This is a genomic window from Sphingomonas echinoides ATCC 14820 (genome assembly GCF_000241465.1).
GTDB classification, from domain to species: Bacteria; Pseudomonadota; Alphaproteobacteria; order Sphingomonadales; family Sphingomonadaceae; genus Sphingomonas; species Sphingomonas echinoides.
On record NZ_JH584235.1, the window covers coordinates 3,702,977 to 3,718,123 of the forward strand.

Annotated in this window: 14 protein-coding genes; 7 read left to right on the top strand and 7 right to left on the bottom strand. The window is 65.9% G+C overall.

The window, feature by feature from the left end:
• Positions 1 to 3 precede the first annotated feature (3 nt).
• From ON00_RS17140 to ON00_RS17150, 3 genes are read right to left on the bottom strand one after another with little or no spacing between them, the layout of a single operon-like run.
• Positions 4 to 486, bottom strand: a complete 483-nt coding sequence (locus tag ON00_RS17140) for a UPF0262 family protein (RefSeq protein WP_010407968.1) — start codon at positions 484 to 486, stop codon at positions 4 to 6.
• A gap of 57 nt (positions 487 to 543) precedes the next feature.
• The gene (locus tag ON00_RS17145; RefSeq protein ID WP_245535596.1) at positions 544 to 837 is read right to left on the bottom strand and encodes a hypothetical protein; all 294 of its coding nucleotides are present in this window, start codon (positions 835 to 837) and stop codon (positions 544 to 546) included.
• Between the two features lie 12 nt (positions 838 to 849).
• Complete coding sequence (locus ON00_RS17150) at positions 850 to 1,032, bottom strand: hypothetical protein (RefSeq protein ID WP_029623047.1); 183 nt, start codon at positions 1,030 to 1,032, stop codon at positions 850 to 852.
• A gap of 71 nt (positions 1,033 to 1,103) precedes the next feature.
• Here ON00_RS17150 and ON00_RS17155 point away from each other — a divergent pair, with 71 nt between their 5' ends.
• The gene (locus ON00_RS17155; RefSeq protein ID WP_010407974.1) at positions 1,104 to 1,739 is read left to right on the top strand and encodes a S24 family peptidase; all 636 of its coding nucleotides are present in this window, start codon (positions 1,104 to 1,106) and stop codon (positions 1,737 to 1,739) included.
• A gap of 3 nt (positions 1,740 to 1,742) precedes the next feature.
• Here ON00_RS17155 and ON00_RS17160 read toward each other — a convergent pair whose 3' ends face one another.
• The gene (locus ON00_RS17160) at positions 1,743 to 1,925 is read right to left on the bottom strand and encodes a hypothetical protein (RefSeq protein ID WP_010407976.1); all 183 of its coding nucleotides are present in this window, start codon (positions 1,923 to 1,925) and stop codon (positions 1,743 to 1,745) included.
• 186 nt (positions 1,926 to 2,111) lie between these two features.
• On the opposite strand from ON00_RS17160, the gene ON00_RS17165 reads away from it, so the two are divergent.
• From ON00_RS17165 to ON00_RS17180, 4 genes are all read left to right on the top strand, one after another.
• Entirely contained in the window at positions 2,112 to 2,324 is a 213-nt protein-coding gene (locus ON00_RS17165) for a hypothetical protein (RefSeq protein ID WP_010407978.1), read from the top strand.
• Positions 2,325 to 2,386: 62 nt separating this feature from the next.
• Entirely contained in the window at positions 2,387 to 4,348 is a 1,962-nt protein-coding gene (locus ON00_RS17170; protein ID WP_010407980.1) for an autotransporter assembly complex protein TamA, read from the top strand.
• On the top strand, positions 4,345 to 8,520 hold the full coding sequence (locus ON00_RS17175) for a translocation/assembly module TamB domain-containing protein (protein ID WP_010407982.1): 4,176 nt from the start codon (positions 4,345 to 4,347) through the stop codon (positions 8,518 to 8,520). The genes ON00_RS17170 and ON00_RS17175 overlap by 4 nt, the downstream gene beginning before the upstream one ends.
• A 15-nt stretch (positions 8,521 to 8,535) precedes the next feature.
• Positions 8,536 to 9,267 (top strand): hypothetical protein, encoded by a 732-nt coding sequence (locus tag ON00_RS17180; protein WP_010407984.1) that lies wholly within the window; start codon positions 8,536 to 8,538, stop codon positions 9,265 to 9,267.
• Positions 9,268 to 9,309: 42 nt separating this feature from the next.
• Here the strand turns inward: ON00_RS17180 and ON00_RS17185 are convergent, their stop codons facing one another.
• Positions 9,310 to 10,734 carry an aldehyde dehydrogenase family protein gene (locus ON00_RS17185; protein WP_010407987.1) on the bottom strand — a complete coding sequence of 475 codons (1,425 nt, stop codon included), beginning with the start codon at positions 10,732 to 10,734 and terminating at the stop codon, positions 9,310 to 9,312.
• Between the two features lie 117 nt (positions 10,735 to 10,851).
• On the opposite strand from ON00_RS17185, the gene ON00_RS17190 reads away from it, so the two are divergent.
• Together ON00_RS17190 and ON00_RS17195 are read left to right on the top strand one after the other, a co-directional pair.
• The gene (locus ON00_RS17190; RefSeq protein ID WP_010407989.1) at positions 10,852 to 11,826 is read left to right on the top strand and encodes a quinone oxidoreductase family protein; all 975 of its coding nucleotides are present in this window, start codon (positions 10,852 to 10,854) and stop codon (positions 11,824 to 11,826) included.
• 77 nt (positions 11,827 to 11,903) lie between these two features.
• Positions 11,904 to 12,344 (top strand): DUF983 domain-containing protein, encoded by a 441-nt coding sequence (locus ON00_RS17195; protein ID WP_010407992.1) that lies wholly within the window; start codon positions 11,904 to 11,906, stop codon positions 12,342 to 12,344.
• Between the two features lie 18 nt (positions 12,345 to 12,362).
• On the opposite strand, the gene ON00_RS17200 is transcribed toward ON00_RS17195, so the two are convergent.
• Positions 12,363 to 13,079 (bottom strand): alpha/beta hydrolase, encoded by a 717-nt coding sequence (locus ON00_RS17200; RefSeq protein ID WP_245535597.1) that lies wholly within the window; start codon positions 13,077 to 13,079, stop codon positions 12,363 to 12,365.
• A 584-nt stretch (positions 13,080 to 13,663) separates the two neighbouring features.
• Positions 13,664 to 15,088 (bottom strand): type I glutamate--ammonia ligase, encoded by a 1,425-nt coding sequence (glnA, locus tag ON00_RS17205; protein ID WP_010407996.1) that lies wholly within the window; start codon positions 15,086 to 15,088, stop codon positions 13,664 to 13,666.
• Positions 15,089 to 15,147 lie beyond the last annotated feature (59 nt).

Below are 15,147 nucleotides of genomic sequence, written 5' to 3' on the forward strand. Positions count from 1 at the left end.
GCTTTACCCTTTGATGTGCAGGACGCAAATCAGCGTGAACAGGCGGCGTGCCGTATCGAAATCGATGTCGATCTTGCCCTCCAGCCGCTCTTTCAGCAACGCGGCGGCGTCATTGTGGATGCCGCGCCGCGCCATATCGACCGTCTCGATCTGCGCAGGCGTGGCGTTGCGGATCGCCTGATAATAGCTGTCGCAAATCGCGAAATAGTCTTTGATCGGGCGGCGGAAGCGCCCCATGCCAAGGATATAGGTTTCGAGATGGGTGCCATCCTCGCGGTGGATCCCGATGCCGAGCCGCCCTTCCTCGACCGTCAGATCGATCTTGTACGGGCCGACATAGCCATCGGGATAGGCCTTTTGCGGCGCAAAATGGTTGCCCTCGATCAGGTCGAAGATCGCGATCCGCCGTTCCTGCTCGATATCGGCCGAGCGCCACAGGATGGTGCGCTCGTCAAGGGTCACGGCAATGATGCGCGGGTTGGACATAGCGCAGCCGTAGCCGGGCCGCGCGCGCGCGACAATCCACCGCGCCCGCTCGCGGCGTCAGGCTTCGACCGTCAGCACCTCGATCGTCGCCTCGGCGCGTCCGTCGCTCCGCGCGATCGCGGTCACCATGGCATCGGCGACGAGATGACCACGCAGCGTCAATTCCACTTCGGGCAGTGCCCCGAGCCAGTGCGCCAGCGCGGCATCGTCGGGCGCGTCCAGCGTCAGCCGATGCTGCGCGCCGATAAAGGTCGCGCTGGCCCAGCGCGTGCTGTGCAGGGCACCGATCGTAATGGCACATCCCTGCGCGCGCATCGCGTTCCAGCGCGCGGCGCAGCAGCGTGGCGGCATCGGGGCCGCGGCTCATGGCTGCACCTGTTGCGCGGCGAGGAAGGCCTCGATCCGGCGCACCATGCGGGGGCCGGGCTCGCGGCCGCGCCTGAGATCGTGGACAAGACGCGGGTCGCGCACCGCGAGCCGCCCGAACTTGGTCGGTGGCATTGCCGTGGCCTTCAAATAGCGATCGATTTTCTGCAGCACCGACATGTCCCATCTCCCGTGATTCGCGCTGAAGTTCACGATCTGTTCCATTTTCCAACTTGTCTAGGAAATTTCCTATGGCTATCGTGTCGGCTATGGAGCGAGGCGATCCCCGGGCGCGGCTGGCGGCGCTGATCGATGCCGATACGGCGAGCTATGCTGCGCTGTCGCGGATGCTGCGGCGTAACGATGCGTATCTGCAGCAATATGTCCGGCGGGGGACGCCGCGCGATCTGGCGGACCGCGACCGTGCCCTGCTCGCCGCTTATTTTCGGGTGGATGCAGCCGAGCTGGGGGGCACGCCGTCAACGCCGATGGCGACGATCCGGCGCCTCGATGTCGAGGTGTCGGCGGGGCCGGGGACGGTTGCCGCCGATGATCCGGGCGTGGCGGAGATGTTGCTCGACCCGCGCTTGCTCGACGATTTGCGGCTGCGTCCCGCGCACGCGGCAATGCTGCGCGCGCGCGGCGATTCGATGCTGCCGACGATCGCCGATGGCGACCAGATCGTGATCGACGAACGCGACACGCGGGTCAGCGCCAGCCCGGCGATCTTCGTGCTGCGGCGGGACGGGGTGCTACTGGTGAAGCGCGTGTCCAAAACCGCAGACGGGTACAGGATCGTCAGCGACAATCCCGCTTATCCCCCGATCACGGCGGCGTCGGTCGACGTGATCGGACGCGTGGTGTGGCTGTCGCGGACCTTGCGCTAAGCCCTATTTCCGCCGGTCGATCAGCCACAGCGCCAGCGACAATACGCCCCCCAGCGTGATGCCGATCAGAAACCCCCGCGTCGGCCCGATCGGCGAGAACAGCCCGACCCCGGCACCTGCCATCGCGCCGATTGCGATCAAAAACCCGCCTGCAAGCGGCGTCCGGGGAGCGGGGGAGCGTGCCATGCCGGTGCTTTGCCATGTCCCGGTGCAGGACGCCAGCGTCCCATCGTGAGAGCGTCCGGCGGGTGGGATGGACTTGGTTAACCCTTACGGCGCGCGCGTTGCCGCGCTTTTGCGGAAACTGGCACGCGTCGTGATACCCGCGACGCTCGCACGCTTGTCGGCGAGCCAATTGAGCGTGGAGCGTTGATGACCTGCTTGCCCTATCTCGCGGACCGCGCCGCTTTCGTCGATGCGACCGATTTGATCGCGATCTTTGGCGATGAGGCGGCGCTGGAGGCGGCGGCGCGGGCCGACCGCAGTCGCGACCTTGGCAATTATCTGCACTTTTGCCGCTGGCGGCAGATCGAACGGCTGATTGTGCTGCTTTCGGCCGATCGCGCCGTCGGCACGGTTCATTGATCGACGCGCAAATCGGCGACTAACCCCCTGTCACTGGGAGCGCAGCCGGGCTAGGACGAGCCATGTCGTTGTCGGTCGGGCGGCGGGGCGTGTCGTTGGCCGCCGCCGGGTTCCTTTGTGTGGCTTGCCCGCGAGCGATGGCGCAAGTGCGTCCGTCGACCGAGCAGGCTGACCCCAAGGTATCGCCGCTCGATCCGCAATCGCCGCTCGCGCCGTTGCCGGGGTTGGGGGTGGATTGGCCCGATTTGTCCAAGGCCCCACCTGAGCCGGTTGCGGCGGATACGCCGACCGCGCTGACCGGGGACACCCGCTATGATTTCCGCGTCGACGGGATCGACGATGTCGCGAGCAGCCTGCTCAGCGACCGGTTTGCCCAGCTGTCGACGCTGAAGGCCAATGTCGGCCAGCCCGCGAACGCCGCGCAGCTCGATCGCCGCGCGCGCGAGGATGCGACCTTGCTGACGACATTGCTGCGCGCCGAAGGCTATTACGACGCACATGTAACGACGCGCGTGGAACCGGCCGCGCGACCGCTGGTCGTGCTGGATGCCGAGCCCGGGCAACTCTACACCTTTGCGGGCGTGAACGTCGCAGGCGTGGAGGCGGCGGGCGCGAAGGCCACCACACTCCGCCGCGCGTTCGGGGTCAATCCGGGCGATGCCGTCAATTCGGATGCGGTGGTCGCGGGCGCGACGAGTTTGCGCACCACAATCAACGATCGCGGTTTCCCGTTCGCGGTGGTTGGCGATCCGCAAATCGTCGTCGATCGCGCCGCACACACCGCCACGCTGGACATGGCGGTGGTGCCGGGGGCCGAGCGCCGCTTCGGCAAGATCGTGATGACTTCGGGCGACAAGGTGTTCGGGGCCAAACATGTGCAGGACATTGCGCGCTTCGTCCCCGGCCAGACCTATGATGCCTCTGCGCTGGTCGATTTGCGGCGGGCGGTGATTCAGACCGGGCTGGTCTCCTCGACCAAGATCGAGCCCGTCGAAGGTAGCGAACCCGGCACGGTGGATATTGCGGTCGGCTTGGAACCGGCACCGCCGCACACCATTGCCGGCGAGCTTGGCTATGGCACCGGCGAAGGCGCGCGCGCGGAAGTGAGCTGGACGCACCGCAACCTGTTCCCGCCCGAAGGCGCGCTGACGCTGCGCGGGGTGCTCGGCACCGAAGAGCAATTGGCGAGCGTCATCTTCCGCCGCAACAATTTCGAAGGGCGCGACCGCGTGCTGACTTTCCAGGCGGTGGCGTCCAACTTGAAGCGCACTGCCTATCAGGCGCGCACCGTGTCGCTGTCGGGCAGCCTGGAGCGGCAGACCAACATCTTCTTCCAGAAGAAATGGACGTGGTCGCTCGGCGGGGAACTGGCCGCGTCGGATGAACGCGACGTGATCGTGACGACGGGTGCTCCGCGCCGCCGCACCTATTTCATCGCGGCGCTGCCGACGACGCTCAGCTATGACGGGTCCAACGATCTGCTCAACCCGACGCGGGGTTTCCGCCTGAGTGGACGTTTCTCGCCCGAAGCGTCGCTGGAAGGATCGATCTTCGGCTATGCCAAGATTCAGATCGACGCCAGCGCTTACCAGCCGATCACGACCGGTGCGGTGCTGGCAGGACGTATCCGCTTGGGCACGATCGCGGGCGCGCCGCGCGATGCGGTGGCCCCGTCGCGGCGCTTCTACGCCGGTGGCGGTGCGTCGGTGCGCGGCTATGGCTATCAGGACATCGGCCCGCGCGACCCCAATAACGATCCGATCGGCGGGCGCAGCCTGGCCGAATTTTCGCTGGAGGCGCGGGTCAAGGCGTTCGGCCATTTCGGCGTGGTGCCGTTCTTCGATGGCGGCAATATCTATACCGGCGGCATCCCGACGCTGGGCGGAATGCGCTACGGCACCGGGATTGGCGTGCGCTATTATTCCAATTTCGGGCCGATCCGCATCGATGTCGGCACGCCTGTAAACCCCGCCAAGGGGGATCCGCGCGTCGCCGTCTATGTCTCGCTGGGGCAGGCGTTTTGACCGGGGAGTCGCTTCCCGAAACGGTCGAAGCCGCGCCTGTGCCGCCGCGCCGCCGGCGCTGGGGGCGGATCGTGTTGGGGGCAACGCTCGGTCTGCTGCTGGTGCTGCTTGCGGCGCTGGGGTTGGTCGATACCGCGATCGGGCACCGGATGATTGCCGATACCATCGCCGGGCTGCGGCCCGCCAATGGTCTGCGCTACAGCATCGGTCGGATCGAGGGCTCGATCTACAGCCGCGCGACGCTGATCGATGTGCGGGTGCGCGATCCGAAGGGGCTGGTGTTTGCCGCGCCGCGCGCCGAACTGCATTGGTCTCCGCTGCGCTGGCTCGACAATCGGCTGGATATCACCAGCTTGCGCATTCCGAGCGCGACGCTGTCCAAAGTGCCCGAGACGCGCCCGACCGAGACCAAGGGGCCGATCCTGCCGGGGTTCGATATCCGCATCGGCGCACTGGCGGTGGACCGGCTGATCGTCGGGCGCGCGGTGACGGGTGTGGAGCGGATCGGGCGGCTGCGCGCGCGCGCGGACATCCACAATCGCCGCGCGCTGATCGACCTTGCAGCGATGGTGGCGGGCAGCGACCGGCTGCGCGTCCATCTCGACGCCGAGCCCGATCGCAACCGGCTGGAGGTTGCGGCGCGGGCGCGCGGCAGCGCCACCGGCGTGCTCGCCAAGCTGATCGGGGTCGCGCGACCGATCGCGCTCGATATTGCGGGCAAAGGAAGCTGGCAGGCGTGGCAGGGCAAGGCGATTGCCGATGTCGGCCCGACGCGGCTGGTCGATCTCGCGCTGACCGACCGCGCCGGGGCCTATACGCTTTCGGGTGTCCTGACGCCGGCCCCGCTGGTGCATGGCAAGCTCGAACGGCTGACCGCCCCGCGCGTGCTGGTGAATGGTGGCGCAACGCTGGTCGACCGTCAGCTCAAGGGCACGCTGTCGCTCCGTTCGGTCTCGCTCAGCCTGACTGGCGATGGCACGCTCGATCTGGCGGAAAGCGCCTATCGCAATGTGCGGCTCCACGCGATCCTGCTGCGGCCACCGGCGTTGTTCCCCAACATGACCGGGCGTGCGATCGAATTGCGCACCATCCTCGACGGTCGCTTTGCCAGCGCAGCCTTCGACTACCGCCTGAGCGCAGCGCGCTTTGCCTTTGACGATACGGGTTTCGAGGACTTCCACGCCGCGGGTCGCGGGCATTTGTCCAAACAGCCGGTGTTGCTGCCGATCCACGCGGTCGCGGCGCGCGTCACCGGGGTTGGCGATGTGGCGGGCGGCATTCTGCGCAATCTCACGATCGATGGCGTGCTGCGGGTGACCTCGAAGCTGGTCATCGGCGACGACCTCAAGCTCAGCTCGGACAAGCTCAACGGGCGGATCAACCTGCTGCTCGATCTCAGCGACGGGCGCTATGATATTGGTCTGAATGGTGGCCTGGGGCGCTACCGCATCCCCGGCCTCGGCGTGGTCGACGTGCAGACGGAGCTCAAGGCGGTGCCGGGCCCCGGCGGCCACGGCACGCGCGTCGTCGGCCAGGGCACGGCGCGGATGCTGACGCTGGAAAATGCGTTCTTCCGGTCGCTGGCGGGCGGGTTGCCGCGCCTCGTCACCGGGTTGGAGCGGACCCCCGACGGGATCCTGCACCTCAACCATCTCGTGCTGACCGCGCCGCAAATCCGCATCACCGGCAATGGCTATCGCCGCCGCGACGGCACCTTCCATTTCGAAGGGGCGGGCCAGCAAGCAACCTATGGCCCGCTGACGCTGAAGCTCGATGGCAAGATCGACCATCCGACGCTCGATCTGGTGTTCAAAAGCCCCAATGACACGATGGGCCTCAGCGACGTGATCGCGCACCTCGATCCGACGGCAGAGGGGTTCACCTTCACCGCGCGCGGCGGATCGCGGCTGGGGGCGTTCAGCGGCAATGGCGCGATCCTGTTGCCCAAGGGCGGCGACGGGACGATCTCCATCGCCGATCTGGCGGTGAGCGGGACGCATGCCAAGGGGCCGCTGCGGATCGTGCCGGGCGGGTTTGACGGCACGCTGGCGGTGGCCGGTGGGGGCTTGTCGGGCGCGGTGCTGTTCCGCCCGGTGGGCGAGCATCAGCGGATCGAGGCGCATCTCGATGCCACCGCAGCACGATTGAGCGATGCGGTAGTGTTGCGGCGCGGGCATCTCGATGCGGTGGCGCTGCTCGATCCGGCGGGCACGTCGATTGAAGCGAGCGTGACCGGCGCTGGGTTGCGGCGCGGGTCGCTGGTGATCGGGCGCTTTGCTGCGCGCGCCTCGCTGCGCGGCGGCACCGGCTCCATTACCGCCTCGATCGCCGGGTCGAGCGGGCGCGCCTTCGATATTCAGTCGCTCACTCGCGTGACGCCGGACAGCTACTCCGTGACCGCGCAGGGTACGCTCGATCGTCGGCCGCTGAAGCTCGTCACCCCTGCGGTGTTCACGCGCGATGGCGATGGCTGGCGACTGGCCCCGACCGACCTCACCTTCTCGGGCGGAGACGCGAAGCTGTCGGGCCGCTTCACCGGCAAATCGAGCGCGATCGACGCAACGCTGGCGCGGATGCCGCTGTCGATCCTCGACATCGGCTATCCGGGGCTTGGCCTCGGCGGCAATGCTTCGGGCACCCTGTCCTATGCGCAAGGCGGCGGCGCGGCCCCGACCGGCAAAATCGATATGACGGTGCGTGGCCTGACGCGTTCGGGCCTGATCCTGTCATCGCGTCCGGTCGATGTCGGGATTGCCGGAGTGCTGTCGCCCGATCGTATCGCCGCGCGCGCGGTCGCGGCCACCGGCGGCAAGACCGTCGGGCGCGCGCAAATGCTGCTGACCTTGCCGGCAGGCCCTGATCTGGCGACGCGCGTTGCCAATGCCGGGGCGTTTGCGCAGCTTCGCTATGACGGGCCCGCCGACACGATCTGGCGGCTGACCGGGGTCGAACTGTTCGATCTGACCGGCCCGGTCGCGATCGGTGCGGACGTTGGCGGGACGATCGCTAATCCGCAAATCACCGGCGTCGTTCAGGCCAAGGGCGCACGCATCGAAAGCGCGACGACCGGCACGGTGCTGACCAATGTGCAGGCGGCCGGGCGTTTCGGCGGGTCGCGCCTCACCATTGATCGCTTTGCGGCGGACGCGGGCAAAGGCGGGCGAGTCAACGGAAGCGGGACGTTCGATTTCGCCGCCAAGAACGGCCTCGGGCTCGATCTGACCTTGCAGACAGACCGCGCGGTGATGATCGCGCGCGACGATATCGGCGCGACCGTCACCGGCCCGTTGCGCTTCCAGTCGGATGGGGCAGGGGGCACGATCTCGGGCGATCTGAAGCTCGACAAGGCACGCTATCGCCTGGGCCAGGCGAGTGCGGCCAGCGCGGTGCCGCAACTCGCCATTCGCGAAATCAACGTGCCCGGCGGCGGCGCGGAGGATGACGAAGCGCCGCGTACGCCGTGGCAGCTCGCCATCCATGCGCGCGCCGCCAACCAGGTGCTGGTCACCGGGCTTGGATTGCGCAGCGAATGGTCGGCCGACCTCAAGATCGGCGGCGCGCCCGACAATCCCGCGATCACCGGTCGTGCCGATCTGGTGCAGGGCAATTACGATTTCGCCGGGCGCAGCTTCGCGCTCGAACGCGGCAAGATCCTGTTTGCCGGCGAAGTGCCTGCCAATCCGGCGCTGGATATTTCGGCCAACGCCAACACCACCGGGCTGAACGCGTCGATCAACGTCACCGGCCCCGCACTCAAGCCCGAAATCACCTTCTCCAGCGTGCCCGCTTTGCCGCAGGACGAATTGCTGTCGCGGCTGTTGTTCGGCACCTCGATCACCAATTTGTCCGCCCCCGAGGCGCTGCAATTGGCGTCAGCAGTGGCGGCGTTGCAGAACGGCAAGGGGGGGCTCGATCCGATCAACGCGGTGCGCCGCGTGGCCGGGCTCGACCGCCTGCGCATCCTCCCCGCCGATCCGCAAACCGGGCAGGGCACCTCGGTCGCGGCGGGCAAATACATTACGCGGCGTTTCTACGCCGAGATCGTTTCCGACGGCGCGGGCTATTCGGCGACACAAGTCGAGTTCCAGGTGACGCGTTGGTTGTCGGTGTTGTCGAGCATCTCGACGCTGGGGAGGCAAAGCGCAAACTTGCGCGTATCGAAGGATTATTGAGGCGGGGAGCAGGCGGTGGCGGAAACCAAGACCGACGAATATCTCTCGGCGCTGTTTGCCGACTCCTACAAGCGCGAGCTGGATGCCGACGAGGCGATCTGGCGCTCACTGCCGTTTTTCGCGGCGATCCTGGGTCTTGCCGTCGCGGTCCTGCCGAGCATTTATCGCTCGGCCTTTTCGGTGCGCGAACCGGGCTGGACGATTGCGGTGGCCGTTCTGCTCGTGGGAGCGCTCGTGTGTTTTGTCGTCGCCGGGCGCTGGTTCTGGGACGTCATCCGGCTGCGTGAGTATCGCTATCCGCCCAGCGATGTCGAAATTCTGGATTACGCCCAAACCTTGGGCACCTTCTATCAGGACATTGGCAAGAAGGCGCTTGAGCGCGACGGGTTGATTCGGGATGATCTGCGAACGCTGATGATCGCGGAACTGGCCGATGCGGCAACCTCCAACCGCCGTAACAACGTTGCCAAGGCGCGGGCGCGCAGCCAGGTGCTGTTGTTCGTGATGACGGGCTTCCTGCTCGCATTCTGCGCGGAAGCGACTATATTGCTGGCAGAGGCGTTCACCACTCCCAGCGAGCGGTGCCGCCCTGGAGGTAAAGCCAATGCCGGATCTGCCCAAAACTGCCGAAACGCAGCGGCCCCCGCAAAAGCCGCAGCCGCCCAAGCACCATATCGTGCACGAGGGCGCGAGCTTCACGCTGAAAAGCTTCCGCCAGCCGGTACGCAAGTCGGCGTGAAGCCTTAGCCGATCGTCGGCGGGCGGCGCATCCGCCGCCCGCGCTTGGGGTCAGGCGGGCTCGCCGATCACGGTTTTCACTTCCATGAAGTCGGTAAGGCCGAACTTGCCGTTTTCGCGGCCATTGCCCGATTGCTTATAGCCGCCGAACGGGGCGTTGCCGTCCGGGCTCCACGAATTGATCGTCACCAGCCCGGCGCGCAGCCGTGGTGCGATTTTGGCGGCCTTGGCGGCATCGCCCGAAATCGTCGCGGAGAGGCCGTAGGGCGTGCCATTGGCGATCTTCACGGCTTCATCTTCGCTGTCATAGGCGATGATCGTCGCGACCGGGCCGAACACCTCTTCCTGCGCGATGCGCATGTCGGGCGTGACGTCGGCGAACAGGGTCGGCTTGACGAAATAGCCGACATTGCGGCCATCGGGCCGCCCGGTGCCGCCGGTGACGAGCGTCGCGCCCTCGTCGATCGCCGACTGGATCAGGCCCTGGATCTTGTCGAATTGCGCCTTGTTGACGACCGGGCCGATATGCGCGCCCATTTCGGCCGGGTCGCCCACTTGCGTGCCCTCCATCATCGCCTTGACGATGCCGGTGGCGTCCGCGACCTGGCTTTTGTGCACCAGCAGCCGCGTCGGGGCGATGCAGCTTTGGCCGGAATTGGCGAGCACGCCTTGCACCGTCGGCGGCAGCACCGCGGCCAGATCCGCGCCTTCGATCACCAGATTGGCCGCCTTGCCGCCCAGTTCCTGATGCACGCGCTTGACCGTCGCCGCCGCATTTTGCGCGATCGCGATACCGGCGCGAGTCGATCCGGTGAAGCTGACCATGTCGACATCGGGGTGCGCCGACAGTGCCGAGCCGACGCCCGCGCCGTCGCCATTGACGAGGTTGAACACGCCCGCCGGAACGCCTGCGGCGTCGAGGATTTCGGCCAGGATCACCGCGCAGCCGGGCGATTCCTCGCTGGGCTTCAGGATCATGGTGTCGCCCGCCGCCAGGGCAGGCGCGACCTTGGCGGTGACCTGGTTGAGCGGCCAGTTCCACGGCGTGATCATCGCGACCACGCCGAGTGGCTCATGCACCACGCGCGCGCGGCCGAGCTGTTCGTCGAACTGGAAGGCGTTGAGCGCCTTCAGCGTGGAGATGAAATGCCCGAGCCCGGCGGGCACTTGCGCCGCCGTGGCAAAGCCGATCGGCGCGCCCATTTCCTGACTGACTGCCTGCGCCAGATCAGGAATGCGCTTCTTATATTCCTCGATGATTCGCTCGAGCAGCGCGGCGCGTTCGGCGACGCTGGTTTGCGAATAGCTTTCGAACGCGCTGCGCGCGGCGGCTACGGCGGCATCGACATCGGCGGGCGTGCCGAGCGTGATTTCGCTGCAGGGCTGCTCGGTCGCGGGGTTGATCACCGCGTGGCGCGTGCCGCCGATGCTCTCGACCCAGGCACCGTTGATATACTGTTTGAGGTAGCTCTTCATCGCCGCTCTCCACCGTCTTGAATTTCTGGTACGCGACGACAAATGGAGCGGGACGAAATAGGTTGCAACCCGAAACGTACGTCGTCGGTTGGGGCGGTTCGATAAGGAGATAGGCAGATGGCACGCGTTGCGCGGATCGACCGTATTGGTGGCCCCGAAGTGATCGAATGGGTCGATGTGACTTTGCCCGATCCCGGCCCCGGCGAAGTGCGGATGCGCAATGTCGCGGTCGGGCTGAACTTCATCGATGTCTATCACCGCACCGGGCTGTACCCGATGGCGTTGCCGGGTGGGCTGGGTTCGGAGGCGGCGGGTGTGGTTACCGCCGTAGGGCCGGGGGTGACCGAGGTCGCGCCGGGCGACCGTGTCGGTACTTTCGGCCCCGCGCTCGGTGCCTATGCGACCGAACGCAATGTCCCCGCCAAGATCCTGCTCAAGCTGCCCGATGATATCAGCGACCAGACCGCCGCCGCCGTGCTGCTCAAAGGCTGCACCACCGAATTCTTGGTCGAGCGTTGCGCGCGCGTGCAGGCCGGGCAGACCGTGCTGGTTCATGCCGCAGCGGGCGGCACCGGGCATTTGCTGGTCGGCTGGCTGAAAGCGATCGGCGCGACGGTGATCGGCACCGTCGGCAGCCCGGAAAAGGCGGTGCAGGCCAAGGCGGCGGGGGCCGACCACGTGCTGCTCCACAAGAGCGAGGATGTGGCGCAGCGCGTGCGCGAGTTGACCGAGGGGGCGGGCGTGCCGATCATTTTCGATGGCGTCGGCATGGCCACCTGGGAGGTTTCGCTGGCCAGCGCCGCGCGGCGCGGGCTGATCGTCAGTTTCGGCAATGCCGGTGGCAAGGTAACCGGGGTCGATCTCGGCATCCTGTCGGCGCGCGGGTCGCTGTTCGTCACCCGCCCGACGCTGTTCAGCTATTATGTCACGCCCGAGGAGCGCCAGGCCGGGATCGACCGCGTGTTCGCGATGCTGCGCTCGGGCGCGATCACCCCCGAAATCGGCCAGACCTTCGCGCTGGAAGACGCCGCCGCCGCGCACCGCGCGCTGGAAGCCGGGGAAACGTGTGGCGCGACCGTGCTGACCGTGTAACCGCCTTGGGCGTTTTGTCTCATCGCAGTCGGCGCGCGGGTTCCTATCTAGGCGGCAGCGAAAAGGTTGGATCAGACATGGCGGACACACAGACTGAAGGCGAAAAATGGCGCTGGATCCTCAAATCCGGGGCCAAGGGCCTGTGCCCGCGCTGCGGCAAGGGGCATATGTTCCGCTCATGGCTGAAGGTGGTCGACCGCTGCGAGGTGTGCGGGTTGGATTACAGCTTCGCCTCGCCCGATGACGGTCCGGCCTTCTTCTCCTTGTGCATCGTCGCGTTTCCATTGCTGTTCGTGGTGGTGTGGTTCCAGGTGGCGTTCAGCCCACCGTTCTGGGTCCATGCCGTAACCTCGCTGCCGCTGATGCTGGCGGGATGCCTGCTGCCGCTGCGCCCGATCAAGGGATGGCTGGTCGCCTCGCAATATGTGAACAAGGCGCATGAAGCCGGGACGGCGCAATTGTGGGGGCAGTTGAACGGGCGGACGGTCGAGAAGGGCGGGACGGCGTTTGATGAGTGAGGGGGCGGGTGTTCGGCATTAAAGAATGCCGATGTCATGCAGCCATTGCTTGACCTGCCCCGGCCATTCTGTGGTGATCGGATCGGCAGTTGGGCGCATGCCGAAAGCGTGGCCGCCCTTCGCATAGAGACGCAGATCGACCGGTACGCCTGCGTCGTTCAGCGCCAGCGCATAGGCCATTGGTTGCCGGATATTGTCCATTGAATCGTTCATGGCGTGAAGGATGAGCGTCGGCGGGGCCTTCGGGCTGATCGTCACCCAGGGTTGCAAGTCCAGGCTGTTCCGCCCCTTGCTGGTGTCCACCATGCGCGCCGTATAGGCGATGATCGCAAAGTCGGGTCGTGGGGATTGGCGGTCGGCCGCGTCGGCTGGCGGATAGGTGCGCTCTTCCGTATTGCTCATATTCGCGGCGAGATAGGCACCGGCTGAAAACCCGATTACGCCGATCTTATGGGGATCGATGCCGTAGCTGGCGGCATCCTGTCGTAGCAAACCCATCGCGCGTTGGGCATCTTCCAACGCCAACAGCACCTTCGGCCGCCGTTGCTGTCCATTTTCCGCCGGCCAGGCTTGCGGGGTCCGGTATTTGAGCATGGCGCAGGTCATGCCCTGCTGGACCACCCAGTCGCATATTTCGGTGCCTTCCAAATCGGTGGCGACGACTTCAAATCCGCCCCCTGGCAGCACCAACATCGCGGCCCCGTTGTGCGGCCCTTTGGGGCGATAGACGGTCATGGTTGGTCGCGTGACATAGGTTGCCCAGTGCCATTTGCGCCCTCCAACCAGACCGGTGCCATTGCCCGTTGCCTCGGGACGATCGCCGCTGTCGGGTTTGGCGAGGGCGACGTTTGCCGACCATAGCGGCACCTGCGTACCCTCGGCGGGGGCTTGCCATACGCCTTCGCGTTCGTCCTTCGGGATATGGACGCGGGCTGGCGCGCTATCGGATTTGGCTGTCTGCCCTGAGGCGGCTCCAGCGATGAAGAAGGTGAGGAGCGAGCAGACGACGAACCGGAACCGCGACACATCGTATCTCCTGATTTTGAGCGCGCAATCCGTGCTTTAGCACCTGGGTGGTGGCACGAGTGGAGAGTAGCCGCCTCCGCACGGTGCGCCAATCGCAACTTTCTTGATTGGGAAGGTGGAGCGGGACGTCAGACGCAAGCGCGGCCATTGCAAACAGAAAGGGCGCCCGGATCGCTCCAGACGCTCTTTCTTCGATCGCGCCGCGGCAGAGCAGCGTCGTCGGTCCTCGCTAAAGCGAGGCCGGCCGATTCGCACGATGCGCTGGCGCGCACCGGTGCGGGCGCGGCCGCACCTTAGTACGAATAGTACATATCGAACTCGACCGGGCTCGGCGTCATCTCCCACCGTGCCACGTCCTGCATCTTCAGTTCGATGTACGATTCGATCTGGTCCTTCGAGAACACGTCGCCCTTGAGCAGGAAGTCGTGATCGGCGGCCAGCGATTCGAGCGCTTCGCGGAGCGAGCCGCACACGGTCGGCACTTCGGCCAGTTCGGCCGGCGGCAGGTCGTACAGGTTCTTGTCCATCGCCTCACCCGGGTGGATGCGGTTCTGGATGCCGTCGAGGCCGGCCATGAACAGCGCCGCATAGCAGAGATACGGGTTGGCCATCGCGTCGGGGAAGCGCACTTCGACGCGCTTTGCCTTGGGGCCGGTGCCATAAGGAATGCGGCACGAGGCCGAGCGGTTGCGCGCCGAATACGCGAGCAGCACGGGCGCTTCGTAGCCCGGCACCAGGCGCTTGTAGCTGTTGGTGGTCGGGTTGGTGAAGGCGTTCACGGCCTTGGCGTGCTTGATGATGCCGCCGATGAAATACAGGCAAGTGTCCGACAGACCGGCATAGCCATTGCCCGCGAACAGCGGCTGGCCCTTGTCCCAGATCGACAGATGGGTGTGCATCCCCGAGCCGTTATCTTCCTTGATCGGCTTGGGCATGAACGTGACGGTCTTGCCGTAAGCCTGCGCGACATTGTGGCAGACATATTTGTAGATCTGCATCCGGTCGGCGGTCAGCGTCATTGTGCCGAAGGTGAGGCCGAGCTCGTGCTGGGCAGCGGCGACTTCGTGGTGATGCTTGTCGCAGGGCAGGCCCATTTCGAGCATGGTCGACACCATCTCACCGCGAATGTCGACGGCGCTGTCGACCGGCGCGACCGGGAAGTACCCGCCCTTGGCGCGCGGACGGTGGCCGAGATTGCCGCCGTCATAGCTGGTGCCGGTGTTGGTCGGCAGCTCGATATCGTCGATCTTGTAATAGCTGGTCGAATAGCTGTTTTCGAACTGGACGTTGTCGAACATGAAGAATTCGGCTTCCGGCCCGATGTACACGGTGTCGCCAATGCCGGTGGTCTTGAGATACGCCTCGGCGCGCTTGGCGGTCGAGCGCGGATCGCGGGCGTAGAGTTCGCCGGTCGACGGCTCGACAATGTCGCACACCAGGATCAGCATCGGCGTTGCCGAGAACGGATCGGTCCACACCGCGTCCAGATCCGGCTTCAGGATCATGTCGGATTCGTTGATCGCCTTCCAGCCCTCTATCGATGAACCGTCGAACATGAAGCCGTCGGTCAGCTCGTCTTCGCCGACGACACCGGCGACCATGGTCAGATGCTGCCATTTCCCCTTGGGGTCGGTGAAGCGCAGATCGACCCACTCGATCTCCTGCTCCTTGATCATCTTCAGCACGTCGCTCGCAGTGTTTGGAGCCGAATTCGCCATGTCCCCACGCCCTTTCGTTATCAGTCAATGTCCCGCGTAGAATCGGGACTCACATTTCA